General features: G+C 45.3%; 13 protein-coding genes. 7 read left to right on the top strand and 6 right to left on the bottom strand.

The genetic code is table 11. The features are described 5' to 3' along the window. Window positions 1-196 precede the first annotated feature (196 nt). The gene (locus JGK14_RS13565) at window positions 197-2,212 is read left to right on the top strand and encodes an ABC transporter ATP-binding protein (RefSeq protein WP_293229317.1); all 2,016 of its coding nucleotides are present in this window, start codon (window positions 197-199) and stop codon (window positions 2,210-2,212) included. Window positions 2,213-2,986: 774 nt separating this feature from the next. Here the strand turns inward: JGK14_RS13565 and JGK14_RS13560 are convergent. Further along, window positions 2,987-3,196, bottom strand: a complete 210-nt coding sequence (locus JGK14_RS13560) for a hypothetical protein (RefSeq protein ID WP_293182595.1) — start codon at window positions 3,194-3,196, stop codon at window positions 2,987-2,989. Window positions 3,197-3,347: 151 nt separating this feature from the next. Here JGK14_RS13560 and JGK14_RS13555 point away from each other — a divergent pair, with 151 nt between their 5' ends. After that, on the top strand, window positions 3,348-9,614 hold the full coding sequence (locus JGK14_RS13555) for a PAS domain S-box protein (protein ID WP_325315175.1): 6,267 nt from the start codon (window positions 3,348-3,350) through the stop codon (window positions 9,612-9,614). Window positions 9,615-9,904: 290 nt separating this feature from the next. Beyond that, window positions 9,905-11,215: a cytochrome P450 gene (locus JGK14_RS13550; protein ID WP_293205021.1), complete on the top strand. Its 1,311-nt coding sequence runs from the start codon at window positions 9,905-9,907 to the stop codon at window positions 11,213-11,215. A 408-nt stretch (window positions 11,216-11,623) separates the two neighbouring features. Here the strand turns inward: JGK14_RS13550 and JGK14_RS13545 are convergent, their stop codons facing one another. Next, window positions 11,624-12,220 (bottom strand): chorismate lyase, encoded by a 597-nt coding sequence (locus JGK14_RS13545; protein ID WP_293196730.1) that lies wholly within the window; start codon window positions 12,218-12,220, stop codon window positions 11,624-11,626. A 275-nt stretch (window positions 12,221-12,495) separates the two neighbouring features. Between JGK14_RS13545 and JGK14_RS13540 the strand changes: the two genes are divergently transcribed. Further along, the gene (locus JGK14_RS13540) at window positions 12,496-14,118 is read left to right on the top strand and encodes an NAD(P)/FAD-dependent oxidoreductase (RefSeq protein ID WP_293217237.1); all 1,623 of its coding nucleotides are present in this window, start codon (window positions 12,496-12,498) and stop codon (window positions 14,116-14,118) included. 130 nt (window positions 14,119-14,248) lie between these two features. On the opposite strand, the gene JGK14_RS13535 is transcribed toward JGK14_RS13540, so the two are convergent. Genes JGK14_RS13535 through JGK14_RS13525 form a run of 3 tightly spaced genes read right to left on the bottom strand, consistent with a single transcriptional unit; the run spans window position 14,249 to window position 15,545 of the window. Beyond that, complete coding sequence (locus JGK14_RS13535) at window positions 14,249-14,587, bottom strand: XisI protein (protein WP_293182604.1); 339 nt, start codon at window positions 14,585-14,587, stop codon at window positions 14,249-14,251. Continuing rightward, a complete protein-coding gene (locus tag JGK14_RS13530) occupies window positions 14,575-14,991 on the bottom strand; it encodes a XisH family protein (RefSeq protein ID WP_293182606.1) in 417 nt (138 codons plus the stop codon). The genes JGK14_RS13535 and JGK14_RS13530 overlap by 13 nt, the downstream gene beginning before the upstream one ends. A 2-nt stretch (window positions 14,992-14,993) precedes the next feature. Further along, the gene (locus JGK14_RS13525; RefSeq protein ID WP_293182608.1) at window positions 14,994-15,545 is read right to left on the bottom strand and encodes a 1,2-dihydroxy-3-keto-5-methylthiopentene dioxygenase; all 552 of its coding nucleotides are present in this window, start codon (window positions 15,543-15,545) and stop codon (window positions 14,994-14,996) included. Window positions 15,546-15,764: 219 nt separating this feature from the next. On the opposite strand from JGK14_RS13525, the gene JGK14_RS13520 reads away from it, so the two are divergent. The 3 genes from JGK14_RS13520 (at window position 15,765) to JGK14_RS13510 (ending at window position 18,533) form a co-directional block, all read left to right on the top strand. Beyond that, a complete protein-coding gene (locus JGK14_RS13520) occupies window positions 15,765-16,730 on the top strand; it encodes a M48 family metallopeptidase (protein WP_293229320.1) in 966 nt (321 codons plus the stop codon). A gap of 299 nt (window positions 16,731-17,029) precedes the next feature. Continuing rightward, window positions 17,030-17,434, top strand: coding sequence for a DUF4359 domain-containing protein (locus tag JGK14_RS13515; protein ID WP_293190418.1), 405 nt, complete (start codon window positions 17,030-17,032; stop codon window positions 17,432-17,434). A 541-nt stretch (window positions 17,435-17,975) separates the two neighbouring features. After that, a complete protein-coding gene (locus JGK14_RS13510; RefSeq protein ID WP_293182612.1) occupies window positions 17,976-18,533 on the top strand; it encodes a TerD family protein in 558 nt (185 codons plus the stop codon). 103 nt (window positions 18,534-18,636) lie between these two features. Here JGK14_RS13510 and hpsP read toward each other — a convergent pair whose 3' ends face one another. Then, a complete protein-coding gene (gene hpsP, locus JGK14_RS13505; RefSeq protein ID WP_325315174.1) occupies window positions 18,637-19,869 on the bottom strand; it encodes a hormogonium polysaccharide biosynthesis glycosyltransferase HpsP in 1,233 nt (410 codons plus the stop codon). Window positions 19,870-19,872 lie beyond the last annotated feature (3 nt).

The following is a 19,872-nucleotide window of genomic DNA, read 5'->3' as shown; positions in this document are numbered from 1 at the left end:
TGGGCGAAGCGTAGCGGAGGGAGTGCAGTGTCCCTACCGTAGCATCTGTATTTTTTTTACTAAGCGTGAAAATCACCATCAGTTAAAGAATTTAAAATTTAAAACTGAAAATTTAAGAGTTTCCCGCTGCCTTCTGTCTTTAACAGGCCCTGCTACAATCCACTTAATCTCCTTTTAACTTTTGCCATAGACTTCCATGAGTGAAACCGTCCTAGAAGTTCGCAACCTGCGGGTTGAATTTCAATCTGCGGACGCAGACAATGCGTCCGCAACAGTCAAAGCTGTTGACGGCATTTCCTTTGAGGTGAAGCGAGGGCAAACTCTGGGAATTGTCGGAGAGTCGGGTTCGGGAAAATCGGTAACATCCCTCGCTGTTATGGGTTTGCTGTCAAGTTCGTTAACGAAAATCCAGGGCGAAATTTGGTTTTCTCCGACAGCAGACGGCGTTACCAAGCAGCCTGTGAATCTGCTGGAAATGCCGGATAGGGAAAAACAAACCTACCGGGGAAGCCAGATTGCGACGATTTTTCAAGAGCCGATGAGTTCGCTAAATCCCGTTTTTACGATCGGCTTTCAACTCACAGAAGCCATTTGTCTCCACCAAAAGATATCCCAGACAGCAGCGCGGCGCAAAGCTGCTTCGCTATTGCAAGAGGTGAAGCTGCTACCGGGGGACGAGGAACTGCGGCAGCGCTGTTTGGCTTTGCGGCAAGAAGCAGGTGCCCAGGACGATCGCGATTTCATGCCACAAGTCAACGGCCAAAAACAAGCTATGCTCGATCGCTATCCCCACGAACTCTCCGGCGGTCAAATCCAGCGCGTGATGATTGCGATGGCCATTTCTTGCAATCCCACTTTATTAATTGCTGACGAACCGACAACGGCCTTAGACGTAACCGTGCAAGCAACAATCTTAGCTTTGCTGCGCGAGTTGCGGGACTCTAGAGGCATGGCAATGATTTTTATTACCCACGATTTAGGCGTCATTGCTGAAATTGCCGATACGGTGGCGGTGATGTACCGAGGTAAAATTGTTGAATGCGGTGCGATCGAGCAAATTTTCAGCAATCCCCAACATCCTTACACAAAAGGTCTCTTAGCTTGCCGCCCAACTCTCGAACGCCAAATGCGCCGCTTACCGACAGTTTCCGATTTTATGGAAGTCACCACAAATGCTAGCGGCGAATTGGTAATTGTCGAGAAAAATGTCGATTTAGACGGCGACAGCAGCGGCGGACTTTCCACTTTTCCCACCGGAAAACCCCCTCGGCTGCCGAATATTTCCGAGCCTTTGCTAGCTGTTAATAACTTGCGAGTCGGTTTTCCGGTGCAAGGAATGTTTGGCGAAACTAAACGCTTGTTTATGGCGGTAAACGATATTTCTTTTGAGGTTTACCCGGGCGAAACTTTGGGTTTAGTCGGCGAATCTGGCTGCGGTAAATCAACTTTAGCGAGAGCATTGCTGCAATTAATTCCGATATCCAGCGGCAAAGTGTTTTTTGAAGGTCAAGAAATTACCCCTCCTACCAAAAGTAGTTCCCGAGGGCAGTGGATGGCTAATTATCGGCTCAAAAAAGAGTACGATCGCCAATTGCGCCGGCTGCGGCGCGATTTGCAAATTATCTTTCAAGACCCTTATAGTTCTCTCGATCCGCGCCTGAGTGTTGGGGAAGCGGTGATGGAACCGATGGTGATTCACAGCTTTGGCAAAAACCCGAAAGAAAAGCGCGATCGCGCCGCTTATTTGTTGGATAGAGTGGGTTTAAATCCCGATTTTATGCGGCGCTACCCCCACGAATTTTCCGGGGGACAGCGGCAGCGAATTTGTATTGCTAGAGCTTTGGCTTTGAATCCTAAGTTTATTATTTGCGATGAATCGGTTTCTGCATTGGATGTATCGGTGCAGGCGCAAGTTTTAAATTTGCTCAAGGAGTTGCAAACAGAGTTTGGACTGACTTATATTTTTATTTCTCACGATTTGAGCGTGGTCAAGTTTATGAGCGATCGCGCGATCGTCATGAACAAAGGTAAAATCGAGGAAATTGGCACAGCCGAGCGCATTTACCGCCAACCGCAGCAAGCTTACACGCGGCAACTGATAGCTGCTATTCCGGCGGGGAATTTGGAGCGCATTCGGCAACAGCAATTAGGTCGCCAATCTGCTTTGTCTGCTGCGAATGCGCCCCTATCGCCTGGGGATGAATCGCAATAAATGTGATATTATCTAGCTAGCTAAATTAACCCCGAGCCTTTGGCAGCATCGGACTAAATGCCTCATCCAACCAATTTGATTGTGGTGGTTTGATGGGATACAATTCTAACCAAATCCCAGAATTAAGCCTACACATGGATTGTACCAAGGTTTGTAGTGCGGACTTCAGTCCGCTTTATACTGCGGACTGAAGTCCGCACTACAAACCGTTTTTGTGATGGTAATCAACCGGACACGATATTAATACCAGATTGATAATTGTAGCAAGAGTTTTGTGAACTTGTATTAATACAGTTAAAAAAATCAAAATCCAAATTAAACACTTAACACTGGATTCTGCCTTCGGTATGGAGAATGTCCGGTTATAGCAATTTGCAACACTCGCGAAGTACAACGGATCCATTCCCAATTCCCAATTACCCGGGAACATAGGAGTTTAACTAACAACTCCTACCAACATCTTTTTATTTTTTTTTCATAAATCAACAGTCGATCTTCATTTTAACTTCACAATTAATAGGTAGTATGAAATTTGGTTGAATTTGACGGAGAGTGCGGGTTTTTCAACCAGCAGTCAGAGAGTTCCCCGCAGTATTTTAGTACATCAAACCGGGTCATAACTTACGCAAAAAGTGGTTTGACAAGATACTCTTACGCGGTAATGTGCTTCAGGCGCACTCTAGATAATTAAATTTTGCGTGCTGGACTAGCTAGATTAGGCCAAATGTCCAATGACCAACAGCAATATCTAGTCCATTATTAAAGATAAACCCTTTATGCCCTTACAAAAAATGATAAAAGCCGCACCGCAGCTAAAAAAATATTACTCGCTAATTCCGTAAATACACTTAATTTTATGGTTGTGTTGCATAAAATAAGGAAAAAATGCCAATGCTTGATTTCGCCAGCTAGAAAAAATTTACCCGAAAGAATTGGTTGAAAGCCCCAAGCCTGCTCGGGAGAAATTAAAATCAGACTATTCATTACTCCAATCCTCGGACTTAAGGGTAGAGGTAGCTCTCAAATAGTCAACTGTCAACTGTCAACTGTCAACTGTCAACTGTTGAAAGTATTTTAACATCTTTAGAGTTGTTTTTAAGTCTTAACTCATCAAAAATTAAACTTATTCAAAAAAATGAAAGATCTAGTTCATATAGAAGAATCACAAAACACTAAATTGTTTAAATTCCTGCAACTATTATTGATAAAATTAACGGCAGCAGTCACCAGCAGACAGAAGGCAGAATGCAGTATGCAGTATGAACAAACAATCAGCCTCGCGACGATCGCCTCAGGCAGTGTATTCTCAGTTGCGAGTGTGGTACTGCTTGTATTAAACGGGTTGCTGGTAACAGGCGGAGGCGATGGTTTGTGCAAGAGCCAACTCGCCCTGGGATGTTTGGCTGTAGCCAATATTGTCATGTTGGTGGTGTCCGCGCGATCGCACGCCTCTGCTGTCTGGGCCTACAACGATCGCCAAGAGAGCAAGTTCAACCAGGGCGATCGATTTTTTAGCCTGTCGCCAGATATGCTCTGCGTAGTTGCTTTTGACGGTTATATTAAGCACATCAACCCAGCAGCCGAAAAAATCCTCGGCTATTCCCCAGCCGAAATGGTGGGCAAACTCTTCATTGAATTCGTCCATCCAGGCGATCGCGAAGCTACTCTAAAACAAGCTGAAAGGATTGCTGCGGGGAATAATATCGTTGGGTTTGAAAACCGCTGGCTGTGTCGCGAGGGGTCTTACAAGTGGATAGCCTGGACTGCTAGCCCTTTCTGCGAAGAAGAATTGATCTATGCTGTCGCCCGCGACGTTACCGATCGCAAACTCGCCCAAGAGTCGCTCCAGCACAGCAATTCAATCTTGCGTTCCGTGATTGAAAGCACGCCGGATGTCATTTTTGTCAAGGATATTCAAGGCCGCTACGCGATCGGAAATTCTGCCCTAGCTAATTTTTTTGAAAAACCTATTGAGGCAATTATAGGCAAAGACGATACAGAATTATTTCCCGCTGAAATAGCCAAAAGAATGATAGATTCAGACATCGAAATTCTAGCATCAAGAATACATTTCAATCAGGAAGAAAATCTCCATATAAATGGACAAATGCAAACATTTCTGACAGCAAAATGCCCTTGGTACGACTCGGAAGGAAATGCGATCGGCATCATTGGTATATCACGCGACATCAGCGATCGGAAAGCAATAGAAGCAGCACTACAAGAAAGTAACATCCTCTTTGAAAACGTCATCGAAAGTACAGGCGACAGCATTTTTGTCAAAGATATTCAGGGCCGCTACCTATTGGTCAATTCTACGGTTGCGGGCATGATTGGCAAGCCAAAATCAGAAATTTTTGGCAAAAATGATGCCGAATTATTTCCACTGGAGATTGCAAATATGCTGGCGGAAAATGACCGCCGGATCTGGCAATCTGGGATTGAGGAAAGCATCGAAGAATTAGTAAAAGATAGTGAGGGCAACATCCTGACATTTCTTTCTACCAAAAGCCCTTTGCGCGATCGCTCTGGAAACATCACGGGCGTGGTGGGAGTTGCTCGCGATATTAGCGATCGCAAACAGGTAGAAGCCGCCCTGCGGCGCAGCGAAGAGCGGTTGCAGCTAGCTCTTTGGGGTTCCGACAGCGGAATGTGGGATTGGAATATAGTTACTGACGAAATGTATTGCAACCACGAGTACAGTGCTTTGTTGGGCTACGAACCAGACGAACTACAAGCAAATGCGATCGGTTTGTCACAGCTAGTTTATCCCGACGATTTACTGGTATTGAACCAGAAATTAAATGCCTATTTGGAAAATCCAGAAAATGGCTATGCTGTTGAGCATAGAATGTTAGCTAAATCCGGCGAATTTAAATGGATTTTGGCGCGGGGGAAAGTCGTAGAAAGAGATGAAAATAATGCTCCGGTGAGAATGATTGGCACTATTTCTGATATTGGCGATCGCAAACAAGCCGAAAAAGCTCTCCAAGAAAGCGAGCAAAAATATCGGTGTTTAACTGAAGCCACCTCCCAAATTATTTGGGATACTACCGCCGCAGGCGAAGTTGTCGCCGAACAAACAGGATGGAGTGCATTTACGGGAGCGACTTACGACGAAATTAAAGGATGGGGGTGGCTCAATAACATCCATCCCGACGACAGAGAATATACTGCCAGGATGTGGTCTGAGGCACTTGCCGATCGCACCTTATTCGCAATAGAACACCGCTTGCTGCGGCACGACGGCGAGTACAGGTATATGACCGTGCGCGGTATACCCGTATTGAATGCAGATGGCAGCGTTCGCGAGTGGGTTGGCATCCACTCCGACATTACCCCAGCCCGCCGCGCCGAGGCAGAAATGTGGCAGCAAAAAGAATTTCTGAGCAGCATCTACGACAGTGTGAACTACAGTATTTTCGTACTAGATGTCGGCGCAGACGAAGAATTTCGCTACGCCGGCTGGAATCGAGCAGCAGAGTTACTCAGTAACATCAGCAAGGAGGAAGGATGCGGCAAAACTCCAGAAGAACTTTTCCCAGCATCTACGGCAGCGTTTTTCCGGCAGAAATTAAGAGAATGCCTGCTAAAAAATAGCTCTCTTTCTTACGAAGAATCTGTTAGTCTTGAGACTCAAGAAGTCTGCTTTATCACAACTCTGACTCCGCTGCGAGACGAATTTGGGAAAATTTGTCGCATTGTGGGAAGTGCTACCGACATTACAAAACGCAAACAAGCCGAAGCACAATTGCGCGAACAAGAAGAATTTTTAAACAGCATCTATAACGGATCGAATCAAGTTATTTTCGTGGTAGATGTCGCCGCCGGAGAGTTCCGCTATGCAGGCTGGAATGCAGCTACAGAAGCATCTACAGGCATTTTGAGTGCTGATGTCAAAGGCAAAACTCCCGAAGAAGTGTTTCCCCCAGCAGTAGCAGCAAATTTTCGGCAAAGATACCTCGATTGTTTGGCCGCAGACAGCTCGATTTCTTACGAAAATAGCGCCGAATTGGCAGGTGTAGAAAATTGGTTTATCGTAACTCTGACGCCCCTGCACGATACCTCTGGCAGCATCTACCGAATTATTGGTAATTCCACCGACATTACGGCTCGAAAACTTGCAGAAGCAGCGCTGCAAGCTAGTCAGCACTTTGTTGAGCGCATTGCCAATACCAGTCCGAATATTCTCTATGTTTACGACGAAATCGAGCAGCGAAATGTGTATGCCAACCGCGAAATCACCGACCTCCTGGGCTATACAGTGGCAGAAGTTCAAGAAATGGGCAGCAATCTGTTGCCGACAATTATCCACCCTGAAGATTTAGCTAAATTTCCCAGATATATCCAGCAAATAGAAAATGCTCCCGACGGCGAGGTGGTTGAGTACGAATATCGGGTACTCGACAGACAAAATAGTTGGCGCTGGTTAGTCAGTCGCGATATTGTATTTAGCAGAACAGAGTCGGGCAAAATCCAGCAGCGTCTCGGTGTTGCTGCCGACGTTACAGATCGCAAATTCGCAGAACAAGCTTTAGCAGAACAATTGAAACTTTCTTCATTCACAGCAGATGTGGGAATTGCTCTGACTGAAAACCGCACTTTACCTGCAACTTTGCAAAAATGTACCGATGCAGTTGTGCGCCATCTGGATGCTGCGTTTGCTCGGATTTGGACGCTCAATGAAGAGGGAAATGTCTTGGAATTGCAAGCAAGTGCGGGGATTTATACTCACATTGACGGCGCTCACAGCCGCATTGCGGTCGGCGAGTTCAAGATTGGTTTAATCGCCCGGGATCGACAACCTCACCTCACTAATTCTGTGCAAGAAGATGCCCGAGTCAGCGACAAAGAATGGGCGAAACGAGAAGGAATGGTGGCTTTTGCTGGATATCCGTTGATTGTTGACAATCAGTTGGTGGGAGTAATCGCCATGTTTGCTCGCCAGGAGTTGACGGAATCTACACTGATTTCTTTTGCGTCAATTGCCGATTCGATCGCCCTGGGAATCAAGCGCAAACAAACAGAACTTGCTCTCGCCGCCCAAAAGCAAACTTTGAGGGGAATTATTGACAATGCTCCCATCTGGGTGTGGATGGCAAATGCTAGCGGGCGGATGTTATTAGCCAACAAAACTTTCTGCGAAGATGTAGCTATTCCCGAAGAGAAGTTCTTAGCAGCCTCTCACTATTCCGAAGTTTTTGGATTAGAAGCATCTGCTAACTGCATGGTATCAGATGCACAAGCCTGGAGCCAAGATCCTCCCTGTTATTCTGAAGAATTGCTCCAGTTGGTTGACGGTGAATACCACCAGTTGGAGATAATTAAAACTCAGGTCAAAGATGATTGCGGTAATGCGATCGGCTTAATCGGTTTGGGTTTGGACGTAACGAAACAAAAAGAAGCTCAAAGACAGTTGCAAGAGTCGGAAGCGAGATTCCGCAAATTAGCAGAGCAGGAAGCGCTGCTTAACCAACTAGCTAGCAACATCCGCAAATCTCTCGATTTAGACACTATTTTGGCCACAACTGTGCAGCAAATACGTGAATTGCTGCTGCTCGAACGGTGCATATTTATCTGGTATATAACCAACGAAACATCAGCATTTTGGAATGTAGAATACGAGGCAAAAAATGATGAACTACCTTCCTTGCTGGGTGTATTTCCGGCTAACTTGACTGGTTCTAAAGCCGAGCGAATTGCCAATATTGAAATAATTCGGGTGGATGATTTTAAAAATGTTACCGATCCAGTAGAGCGGAATTTTTTCATGTGTATAGGATTACAGTCTATGCTGGACATTCCCATTCAGACATCTTCAGGTAAAATAGGGGTAATTTGCTGTAGCGCTTCTAGCAGCATCCGGTGTTGGAGCGATGAGGAAGTGGAACTGTTAGTGGCTGTGGGCAATCAATTGGCGATCGCCATTAATCAAGCCGAACTTTACGAAACATCTCGCCTCGTCGCCGCCGAAGCTTCATCAGCAGCCATGAAGCAAAAATTGCTCAACCAGTTAGGCAGTCAAATCCGCGCTTCTCTCGATTTAGATACTATATTGGCAACAACTGTACACCAAATTCGCGACTTGCTACAACTCGATCGCTGCTTGTTTATTTGGTATGTATCCGATGTCGAGATACCCGCTTGGGATGTCGTCCACGAAGCTAAAAATGATGACTTGTTCTCGCTTGTGGGTTATTATCCTGCTGACGTAACGGGGAGTCTGGCCCAAAAAATAGCCCAATCGGAAATCTACCAAATAGATGATGTTGCAAATTTGAGCGATCCCATAGAAAGAGAGTTCTTTTTGCAGTTGGGTTACAAGTCTGTCTTGGATTTGCCGGTCAAAAGTGCAGGGGGTTTAATTGGTGTTGTGGGCTGCGTGGCTTGTCGCGAGATGCGGAGGTGGACACAAGACGAAGTGGATTTGCTATCGGCAATTGGCGATCAATTGTCGATCGCCATCAGCCAATCCGAACTCTACACCCAAAGCGTCGATTCAGCCCGAATGGCGCGAGAACAAACTGCCCAACTAGAAGCAACTCTGTGCGAACTTAAGCTTGCTCAAACCCAGCTCGTGCAAGCAGAAAAAATGTCGAGTCTCGGTCAGATGGTAGCAGGAATTGCCCACGAAATCAATAACCCAGTCAGCTTTATTTTTGGCAATCTTACCTACACAGAAGAATACACCACAAACCTGATGAAAATGCTGCAAATGTATCGAGATGAATATCCAGAACCACCTCAAGCTATTCAGGACGAAATAGACGTTTTAGAACTAGATTTCTTGCTAGACGACTTGCCCAAAATGCTGTCTTCGATGCAGGTGGGAGCCACTCGCATCCGGGATATTGTGCGGAGTTTGCGAAATTTCTCTCGCCTCGATGAATCTGAGATGAAAAAAGTTAACATTCATGAAGGCATCGACAGCACCTTAATGATTTTAGAACACCGTCTGAAAGTTCAGCCCGTTAGCGCAGCGGGTACGGAGTACCATCGCCCAGCAATTCAAGTCGTTAAAGAATACGGACAATTGCCGCTGGTAGAGTGTTACGCCGGACAATTGAATCAGGTGTTTATGAATATTATAGCGAATGCAATTGACGCTTTACAAGAACCGCTTCCAAATTCAGCAATTATCCGCATTTCTACAGAGGTAGAAGGTAATTTTGCTGCGATTAGAATTGCTGATAACGGTGCAGGTATCACCGATCAAGTCAAGCAGCGGATATTTGATCCGTTCTATACTACAAAACCGATCGGTTCGGGGACGGGAATGGGTTTGGCGATTTCTCATTCTATTATTGTCGAAAAACACAAAGGTGAAATCAAGTGTTTCTCTGTGGTGGGGAAAGGCACTGAATTTACGATCAAGATTCCGATTCAAAGAAGAGAAAATTAAATAGGTTCTATAGGGTTAACTCTTAGGTACGTAGTTGCGCTTCAGCGCTCTTTCGGGTGCATCTGGCGCAAGGCGAATATATCCGTATGGGCTATAGCATGACCTCGGTGAATATGAGATGATAACTAATAACTTATATGCGATCATGCTTCGCCCTCTTCCTTGCGCCAGATGCACCCGCTCTTTCATATGTATAAAAGCGCTGAAGCGCAACAACGTACCTTTATACAGTTGCGTAAATTCAGTTAATATGATATGAACAATCTAAAATCTGAAATCTAAAATCTAAAATGGCATTACCTCCAGGCACTTTCAGTTTACCGCTAATTGGCGATACCCTCAACTTTTTGCAAGATTCCCAATTCGCCAAAAAACGACACCAGCAGTACGGGCCAATTTTCAAAACCAGCATCTTCGGACAGCCTACCGTGTTTGTGTCCGGCTCAGAGGCGAATTTGTTTGTTTTAAGCCATGAAAATCAATATTTTGTTATGAGTTGGCCTCCGAGCATGAAAGCGCTTTTAGGGCCGCTTTCCTTGGCGCTGCAAACGGGTTCGGAACATCAAAATCGGCGCAAGCTGCTGTACCAAGCGTTTCAACCGCGAGCTCTGGCGGGCTACATCGGCGGGATGGAAGATATCACTGGGCGCTACTTGGAAAGATGGACGCAGATGAGCGAGTTTGCGTGGTATCCCGAACTGAGAAATTATACTTTTGATGTTGCTAGTAAGTTGTTAGTTGGGATTGATGCTGGTTCGGAGACGGCGCTGGGACATTATTTTGAAACTTGGTGCGAGGGTTTATTTTCGATTGCTTTAGATGTGCCGTGGACTAAGTTTGGAAAGGCGAAAAAGTGCCGAAAGTTACTGTTATCAGAACTTGAAAAGATTATTCGCGATCGCCAACAAGATATGGGAGAAGGGAATGATGCTTTGAGTTTGCTGATTTCGGCTCGCGACGATGACGGAAACAATTTGAGTTTGGAGGAGTTGAAAGATCAAGTGCTGCTGCTGTTGTTTGCGGGACACGAGACTTTGACTTCGGCGATCGCCTCTTTTTGCCTTCTCCTAGCTCAAAACCCCGATGTGATGGCAAAAGTTCGCGCGGAACAACAGCAGTTTTCGGCAACTGAACCGCTAGACTTGGAACAGCTCAAACAAATGACTTATTTGGAGCAGGTGATGCGAGAAGTGCTGCGGTTGGTTCCGCCGGTGGGAGGCGGTTTTCGGCGGGTAATTCAGGCTTGCGAGTTCGGCGGCTACGAAATTCCCCAGGGTTGGAGCGTGCTTTACGAAATCAATCAGACGCATCAGGATAGCTCAGTTTATCCCGAACCCGATCGCTTTGACCCCGATCGATTTAGTTTGGAGCGATCGACAAATGCTAAACCTTTCAGTTACGTGCCCTTCGGCGGCGGTTTGCGGGAATGTTTGGGGAAAGAATTCGCGCGGTTAGAGATGAAACTGTTTGCGGCGAGGATGGTTCGAGAGTGCGAATGGGATTTGTTACCGGATCAAGATTTGAATTTAATCCGAGTACCGACTCCACACCCGCGTGACGGTTTGCGAGTGAAGTTCCGGCAAAAAATTGCAGGTTCGTAGTGAGGACTTCAGTCCGCATTCAGGTTCGTAGTGAGGACTTCAGTCCGCATTCAGGCTCGTAGTGAGGACTTTAGTCCGCATTCAGGTTCGTAGTGAGGGGAGCATCTCAGTTTTGCATTTATAGTGCGAGCGTCCCCGCTCGCGTATGCTACAAATCGCGAGCGGGGACGCTCGCACTATAATAAAAAAAATGCTTTTTGCAAAATTGAGATGCTCCCAAGCGTGATGACTTTAGTCCTCGGATAGATGCGGACTAAAGTCATCACGCTCCGGTGCATTTGGTTTTTGAAGAGGGCGAAGCATGACCGCAGATAAGTTATTAGTTATAATCTCATATTGACCGCGGTCATGCTTCGCCCCTACAAATATATTTGACAAACCCAGATGCACCTGCGATCGCCTACAATATTACAACTCCATCGGCCCCAAATACTTAGTCAAATAAGGCGAAAACACCTCATAAATCAGTGTCAGCGGCTTCCCGTGATGCCAAAACAAATAGTGTCGCCCCCAAAAAGGCCCCGACTCTTGAAAAGCCGACTCCAAGGCCACCGACTCACCGCAATAAATGCCTTGCACATCGCGATACAATTCAGTCCGCAGGCGCGCTAAACTTGCCCAAATTGGCAAAGATTTATTTTCCAAATATTCATCTACGTGACTCGCTTCCCACCAAGAAGTCGCGTAGGCGAGGCGCTGTCCCGAAGCAGTCCGCAGCCACACTTGGCGGCGCAGGCGCGGCCCGGGAACCGCGACAATTTGTGGCGGCGCGCCGTCTGCATCCTCACCCACTAAGGACATATCGATCACATCTACTTCTGTGGGTTCCCCTGTCAGCAGTTGCAGGTGACGGGTGGGGGAACCGTCGCCGAGGAGCAGTATTTGCCATGCCGGTGCTAGCTTGGTGTGGGGTAAACCCTTCTGTACTGCGTCTTCTGCTCCTTCCCACAGGGGGTTGAGAGCGTGCCAGGTTTGGCTGTTTTTTGGTGTAAATGTTGCAGTCAAGGGTCTTTACAAAACTTAATTTTTTGTTTATTATAACGCTTCTGCAATCTACAGTTTAAATCTGTTTAGAAACGGGTTCTCCGGCCCGTTCCACAATAAAATTGAGTTTTTGTGGAACAGGCATCTTGCCTGTTTTGAGAATGTTACGGGCTCTCCGGTCCGTTCCACAATAAAATTGAGTTTTTGTGGAACAGGCATCTTGCCTGTTTTTGAGAATGTTACAACATCTCAGTTAAATCCATTACCCAATCCGTTGCCGAACTTCTTTGCCCTATATGTTACGAATAACCGAAATAAAACTTCCCCTCGATCATCCTGAAGATGCGATCGCCAGCGCCCTTCTCAAAAAGCTGCAAATTCCCCCCGCAGAATTGCTCAGCTATACCATCTTCAAACGCAGCTACGACGCTCGCAAAAAAGCCGAAATTGTTCTTGTCTATATTGTGGATGTCGAGACAACACAGGAAAACGAACTTCTGCAACGCTTCAAAAAAGACCCTCATGTCATGGTGACGCCAGACACGAGTTATCGCTATGTAGCCCAAGCCCCCAGCAATTTGACGACAGTTCGGCCCATTGTGATCGGTACGGGGCCGTGCGGTATGTTTGCAGGGCTGATGCTGGCACAAATGGGGTTTCGCCCGATCCTTTTGGAACGTGGCAAAGCTGTGCGCGATCGCACGGCTGACACCTTTGGATTTTGGAAGAAAAAAACTGAATTCAACCCAGAATCTAACGCCCAGTTTGGCGAAGGCGGTGCGGGAACTTTTTCGGATGGGAAACTTTACAGCCAAGTTAAAGATCCTCAGCATTACGGGCGCAAGGTGCTGACAGAACTTGTAAATGCGGGCGCTTCACCGGAAATTTTATATATTAATAAGCCGCATATTGGTACGTTTAAATTGGTGGGAATTGTCCAAAGTATTCGCGCCCAAATTGAATCCTTAGGCGGTGAGATTCGGTTTCAAACTCGTGTGGAAGATATTCATATCGAAAATGGCAAAGTGCAGGGAATTACTACAGCCAGCGGAGAATATATTGCTAGTAATTATGTAGTTCTGGCGGTGGGACACAGCGCCCGCGATACTTTTGAGATGTTATTCTCGCGCGGTGTTTACATTGAGGCTAAGCCTTTTTCGATTGGTTTTCGGGTGGAACATCCCCAAAGTGCGATCGATCGCTGTCGTTTTGGCGATCGGGCGGGCCACAAGCTTTTAGGTGCCGCCGATTACAAACTGGTTCACCACTGTGCAAATGGTCGTTCTGTCTACAGTTTCTGTATGTGTCCCGGCGGTTTGGTAGTGGCGGCGGCGTCGGAACCGGGGCGACTTGTGACGAATGGGATGAGTCAATATTCTCGCAACGAACGCAATGCTAACAGCGGGATTGTGGTGGGTATCACGCCGGAAGATTATCCGGGTCATCCGTTGGCGGGAATTGAGTTTCAGCGTCGCCTAGAAGAACGGGCATTTGAGTTAGGAGGTGGCACTTACAACGCCCCTGGGCAGCTTGTGGGAGATTTTTTGGCGAATCGCCCTTCGATCGCCCTAGGCGCTGTGCAGCCTTCTTATACGCCCGGAGTTGTGATGACTGATTTGAGCGAAAGTTTGCCGGATTTTGCGATCGCAGCCATCCGCGAAGCACTTCCGGCTTTTGACAAACAAATTAAAGGATTTGCGATGGATGATGCGGTTTTGACTGGAGTGGAAACGCGGACTTCTTCACCAATTCGGATCAAGCGCAAAGACGATTATCAGAGTTTGAATACTGAAGGGCTTTATCCTGCGGGGGAAGGTGCGGGATATGCGGGTGGAATTCTGTCGGCGGGGATTGATGGGATTAAGGTAGCGGAGGCGGTTGCTTTGAGTATATTGCAATCTTCAAATCACAAAGTTTGAGGTAGGATTAACTAAGATTTTGCACAATGTCAATTAGCCTTTTATGAACAGGCAAGATGCCTGTTCCAAAAAGATTAAATTTCTTGTGGAACAGGCATCTTCCCTGTTGCTGTTGATGTAACATCTCAGATCAACCAACTGCAAATTCGGTGTATTGTCGGACATGAGGTGCATGATAGGCTAGCACAATTTCCTGGGATGGGACGCCTCGTGCTATTAATTGATTGGCGATCGCCTCTTCAGTTCCGTCATGCTGTACCCAAATTTTCCCATCTTTAATGTCTACATGAATTATGCAGCCATAAATTCGAGTGTTACTATCTTTCCAACCCACATGAACCAGTTGATAGCGATCGCTGACTAAATCGAAAATTGTCTCGCTGGAAACTGGATCGTGAGGCGATCGCCTCTGAGATCGTTCAGTTAGCAATTCCTGAATATATTGACGATACAAACTTACTTTATCCATTCAGAAATCTCCTGTTTTTCGGTGTCGTAAACTAAAAGTGGAATTTGATTGCGTTCAATTACCGTTTGAATAAATGAGTATTTGAAAAATTTTCTGTGAATACCTAATGGAATTGCCAGGTAAAGAGTTCTCTCTGGATCGTCAAATTCTAATGCAATCCGATAGTTGATAAATTGTCCCACTGCGGTATGAAACTCTGAAATCGTCGATGGTGCCAAAAACGTTTTGATTTCAATCGCAATTTTTTCATTATCCTTTGTAGCTGCTAATAACTGTTCTGCACCCAGATCGATATAAAAATCAACAAATCCGAGATCGATATGATAAGGGTCATCGGTAATTGTCCAACCCTGATTTTCGAGGGCAGTTTTGACGAGTTCGTGAAACTTATCTTTAGCTGGCATATTTAAACAGTAGCTAATTGCGATCGAATTTGAGTATCCGTATATTCCGGTGTCCAACCGACCGTGGTGGTAAAATAGCGCACAGCTTTAACTTTCCGGGCTGCTGTCAAATAAAACCAGTGTTCCGTATTCGCTGGTACGTTGATAAATTCTTCGGGCTGTACAGTCACTTCTACTTGACTACCGTCGGGACGCACAAAACCGAAAATTCCTTCTCCTGCTACAATGTAGCGGACTTCATCGTCAGCGTGAATGTGACACTTGTCGAATTTGGAGAGCAGAGTGTCGAGGCTTGGAATGTCTGGGTGTAGTACAATTAAGTCGCGGGATTGATAGCCTGCGCTTTCCTTGAGTTGCTGAAAGTAGCCGTCGAGGGCTTGTAGCACTTGCTCTTTTTGATTGTCGTCGATCGCATCGAGAGCCAGCAATTCCCGAATTTCTGGGTTGTCACCCACCGGCCAACTATTGAGTTGAATGTTCAAAGGAGCAAGTTCGCGGGTAATATCGCTCAGTTGAGTATAGGTTCTACCGTTTTCGAGTCGCAGGATAGCCATTTTTGCACGTTCCTATTTTTGATTAACAGACACAGCGAAAGACGCTTGTCGATCGCGTCTGTAGCAGAAAAACCATTTTAACTTAATTTGAATAGGCTCTCCGGCCTGTTCCACAAGAGTTCAATATTTGTCACAATAGGATGGATAAGTCAGCCGCCAGCTAGCAGTCGCAGCGATCGGCAACACTGAGATATTTTAGATGTAACTTTTGCAACAACTATGCCTACTTATACAGGAATTTCTAGCGAAGCTTTTCAGCATCCCCTCGATCGCCAGGCCGAGGCCGCATTACGCAGCGTACCTGGATTTGACTTAATTGCCAGCAAATTTGTAGAGTTTGTCTACGAACGACCGCAGTTCGTTTACCTAATGGGAAATAGCATACAAGTCGGCCCGCGCCAATATGCCAGCATTTATCATATATTTCGGGAGTGCGTGCAGGATTTAGATATTTTTCCAGAACCGGGTTTGTTTGTGTCTCAGAATCCCGCTGTTAACAGCTATGCCCTCGGGAAAAATCAACCCTATATAGTTTTAAACACAGGTCTTTTAGATTTGCTGGATGAGTCAGAAATCAAAGTAGTCCTGGCTCACGAGTTGGGACACATCAAATGCGGTCATCCAACTTTAAATCAAATGGCGATGTGGGCGATGAGCATCGCATCAACAATTGGCGAGATGACTTTTGGGCTGGGAAACATTGTCGGTAGTGGTTTAATTTTTGCTTTTTATGAGTGGCGGCGGAAGGCTGAATTATCGGCAGATAGAGCAGCTTTGTTGGTGACGGATGATTTGAACAATGTGATGAAGACGATGATGAAACTTGCGGGAGTTAGCAGTAAATATGCAGATCAATGCAGTTTGCAAGAATTTATCCGCCAGTCTGACAACTATCAAGAACTCGATCGCGACAATCTCAACCAAGTGTATAAATTTTTACTTTACAACGGTGGCCAAGGCGTGATGCTGAGTCACCCTTTCCCGGTGGAAAGGCTGCGGTATTTGCGAGATTGGGCGGCTTCCGAGGAATACCGGCAAATTAAGCTGGGTAACTACAAGCGGGCTGTAGCTGAGGGTGCGGTTGATGTGAAGTCCCAAACATCTAACAGCGAGACGGAGGCTTTGCGCCGTCAGATTGAGGAGTTGCAGCGGGAGATCGATCGACAAAAATCTAAGCAAAAATAAGTTGAGGATGTGCCGCAAGTACCTTGCGGCTGTCATTAGCGCCTTCAACCACTGTTTGCGTAAGTCTTTGAAAATTTACCGGATTTGGGGGAGGGAGGAAAGTAAAAGGAAGACAGGCTGCGGATCTCCCATCCCGCTACCTCGGAATTATATTAGAGTGCGATCGTCCCCAAAAGCCATAGCCTGCATTTGCAACTTCCCTCCAATCTACAAACTGTCCTCTTTTTTCTGAAATCTGTTTCTCAGAAGGTGTAGTTTAAATCTAGATAAGCTTATAACTCAATCGGGGCAAGAAAAAAATGATTATTGATAAAGCAATGAATACTCACAAACCAACTTCTAATTTTTTCGGGAATATCGGAAAAATTGCGATCGCCCTCAGCGTGCTAGTCGCCGGAATGGCCTTTACAAATCCTCCGAGAGATAAATACCTAACTTATGCTTCCGGCGTGCTCGAAACCGAGTTTAAAAACACCGTGCGTAATGATTCCCGCGTACCCAAAGCTTTGAGTGGCGTTGCAGAGACTTTCCTGACTTCCCAGCGCGGCTCGATCGAACACTTGCTCGACAATACAACGGAACGTCAGAACTTTGGCGTTGTCAGCATTTACACAACTCAACTAGGTAAAAAAAGCTATCAAACGGTTGGAGCTTTTGGCAATTTCGTTACCCTCCCACCTAGTTCGGCAAATGCTGAAAAGTAATGTCAAATTAAGTTAAATTATAGAAACCGGGCTTGCGATCGAACCCGGTTTTTACTTACTAGAAATAATTGGTTTAAGGCCGGAACCTTTGTAGGGAGAAATTAAAATTAGACTATTAGACCTATTGCAAAAAACAATCTATTCTATAATTAATAGTTAGCATTTTATTATGCTAGTTTTAGCAGCAGGTACGTAGTTGCGCTTCAGCGCTCTTTCCGAGATCCAAAAAGAGCGCTTTCATCGCAACTACGTACCTAAATTTAATAGACATCTTGCCAAAAAGATATCTGCGATCATTAAAGATTTATAGCAATCCTAAATGATTGATGAAGATTGGTAGCGGTAGTGGATGGTGCGTGCCTACCACCTATCTATCGGGGCAACCTGGATCTTTAAGAGCAACTACAAAAAATATCCAAATGATGGGAAGACTACTATATTATAAAAATATTAAGTTTTATTAAACACGAAAAGTTCTCGTCCCACTTACTATTAAAATAAATAAGATAAATTTTTATGTTTGACAAATAAGCAGATGGCTATGCAATTAAGTAAGGGTGAGAGATTTAATCTCTCTCAAGAAGCACCGGATTTAAAAAAAATGGCGATCGCCCTCGGTTGGCAGGTAACGGAGGCAGGACAAAGCTATGACATTGATGTCTCTGCATTTATGCTAGGTTCGGACGGCAAATTACCTGACGATAATTTTTTTATCTTTTACAATAATCTGCAATCCTCTGACGGTTCGGTACTGCAATCGATTCCTGAAAACAACCCAGCTAAAGAAAATAAGACTATTTACGGCATTATCTTAGAAAAAGTTAATCCTGAAATTGTGGAAATAACTTTTGTTGTGACTATTCACGAAGCAGATAAAATCAATGCAAGTTTTAGGAATATCAGAAATAGTTTCATCAAAATTGTCAATTTGGATACCGGAATCGAACTTGTCCGGTATGAATTAACAGAGAGTTTTACACTAGAAACGGCTCTAGAATTTGGTCGTTTGTATAGAAAGAATGGAGAGTGGAGATTTCAGGCGGTAGGAGCAGGATATCAAGCTGGATTAAAGAGTTTTGTTGACAAGTATTGTAGGTGAAATAGCAATAACATTACTGCAAAGCAGCGATGAAAAAATATCGCCGACAGATTCTGATAGCAGCACAAAAACTCGCCGCCGGAGAAGAAGTAAAAGGTAAATTTTAGTCGGATTCGTTAATAGATGACAAAATGTGCTGGTAAGCTTCGATGGTTTTTCGGGCGATCGCCTCCCAGTTATAATATTTTTTAGCATAAGCTTGCCCGTTAAAGCCCCTGCGCTGCCTTTCCTGTGGTGCGAGGAGGGCTGATTCGATCGCACGGGCGATCGCCCCTACCTCCAGAGGCACCACCCACCCAGCCTCCGCTTGCTGAATGTCATCCCAGATATAAACGCGATCGGAAATAACCACAGGTACACCCGCAGCCATCGCTTCTGCTACGGCAATACCAAAGTTTTCGTAATAAGAAGGCAACACAAATAAGTCAGCTTTTCTCAACATCTCAGCTTTTGAATCACCGCTAACAAAACCCGTTATTGTAGTAAATCTTTCTAAAATTGATTTTTTTATTTTGACTTTAATTTTGGCTTCGTAATCGGCATCTTGGGGATTAGAACCTGCTAAAATAAAGTTAAATTTTAGACCATCTTCTAAAATACTTTCCAGTGCCGGAATTAGCAATTCTAATCCTTTTTTAGGTTCGATTCGCGACATAAATAAGATGATTGGTATTTCCGAATCAGGCAATATTTCAGGGTAAGCATCTGCCGTCACCCCCAATGGAATTATCAAATCTTTTGGAACAGACATCTTGCCTGTGCTATCTAATAGTAAACAATCTTGTGGCACAGGCATCTTGCCTGTGCTATCCAAACCAAACCTTTCTGAAATTTTAGCTTCTTGTTTGCTAGTAAAATGAATTGCTGCCGCACCTGCTAAATTAGGTCGTTCTAAAAGTGTAGCATAAACCTGTTTTAAAAGCTTTTTCTTCTGCAAATCTGCGGGGTCAAGCATACCGCAGGGCCGGATAATATACGGTAACTTGTGCCCTCTGGCAATTGTCGCAGCGAAAGAAGTTACTGGCGAGAACAAAGCGTGAATGTGAGCGAGGTCAAATTGCCGCGCATTTTGATTTAACCACTGCAATAAACTCAGAGAAAACTTATATCTGCGAAACGGAGAACAGCGGAAATAAATAATCTCATAGCCGTTTTGTTTGATTGGTAGATTTAACGGCACATCTAAAGGATCTTGACCGATATCTCCGTTAGAATCTGTAGTTATAATTGTGACATCAATACCTTGGGAAGCGAGGGCGGCAGAAAGCCCCAATACCATTTGACTTGGGCCACCGTAGACGAGGGAAATTGAGGGGATAATTTGAAGGATTCGCATGAT

Origin of the sequence: Microcoleus sp. PH2017_28_MFU_U_A (assembly GCF_020738035.1) — a bacterium.
Classification (GTDB): Bacteria; Cyanobacteriota; Cyanobacteriia; order Cyanobacteriales; family Microcoleaceae; genus Microcoleus.
The sequence above is the reverse complement of the archived record's forward strand: the minus strand, read 5'-3'. Positions and strand labels throughout refer to the sequence as shown.

What these genes read in the sequence shown, in the direction of transcription:
- JGK14_RS13565 (WP_293229317.1), top strand. Translation starts at nt 197, where the DNA reads ATGAGTGAAACCGTCCTAGAAGTTCGCAACCTGCGGGTTGAATTTCAA.
- JGK14_RS13560 (WP_293182595.1), bottom strand. Translation starts at nt 3,196, where the DNA reads ATGAATAGTCTGATTTTAATTTCTCCCGAGCAGGCTTGGGGCTTTCAA.
- JGK14_RS13555 (WP_325315175.1), top strand. Translation starts at nt 3,348, where the DNA reads ATGAAAGATCTAGTTCATATAGAAGAATCACAAAACACTAAATTGTTT.
- JGK14_RS13550 (WP_293205021.1), top strand. Translation starts at nt 9,905, where the DNA reads ATGGCATTACCTCCAGGCACTTTCAGTTTACCGCTAATTGGCGATACC.
- JGK14_RS13540 (WP_293217237.1), top strand. Translation starts at nt 12,496, where the DNA reads ATGTTACGAATAACCGAAATAAAACTTCCCCTCGATCATCCTGAAGAT.
- JGK14_RS13535 (WP_293182604.1), bottom strand. Translation starts at nt 14,587, where the DNA reads ATGGATAAAGTAAGTTTGTATCGTCAATATATTCAGGAATTGCTAACT.
- JGK14_RS13530 (WP_293182606.1), bottom strand. Translation starts at nt 14,991, where the DNA reads ATGCCAGCTAAAGATAAGTTTCACGAACTCGTCAAAACTGCCCTCGAA.
- JGK14_RS13525 (WP_293182608.1), bottom strand. Translation starts at nt 15,545, where the DNA reads ATGGCTATCCTGCGACTCGAAAACGGTAGAACCTATACTCAACTGAGC.
- JGK14_RS13520 (WP_293229320.1), top strand. Translation starts at nt 15,765, where the DNA reads ATGCCTACTTATACAGGAATTTCTAGCGAAGCTTTTCAGCATCCCCTC.
- JGK14_RS13515 (WP_293190418.1), top strand. Translation starts at nt 17,030, where the DNA reads ATGATTATTGATAAAGCAATGAATACTCACAAACCAACTTCTAATTTT.
- JGK14_RS13510 (WP_293182612.1), top strand. Translation starts at nt 17,976, where the DNA reads ATGCAATTAAGTAAGGGTGAGAGATTTAATCTCTCTCAAGAAGCACCG.
- hpsP (WP_325315174.1), bottom strand. Translation starts at nt 19,869, where the DNA reads ATGCGAATCCTTCAAATTATCCCCTCAATTTCCCTCGTCTACGGTGGC.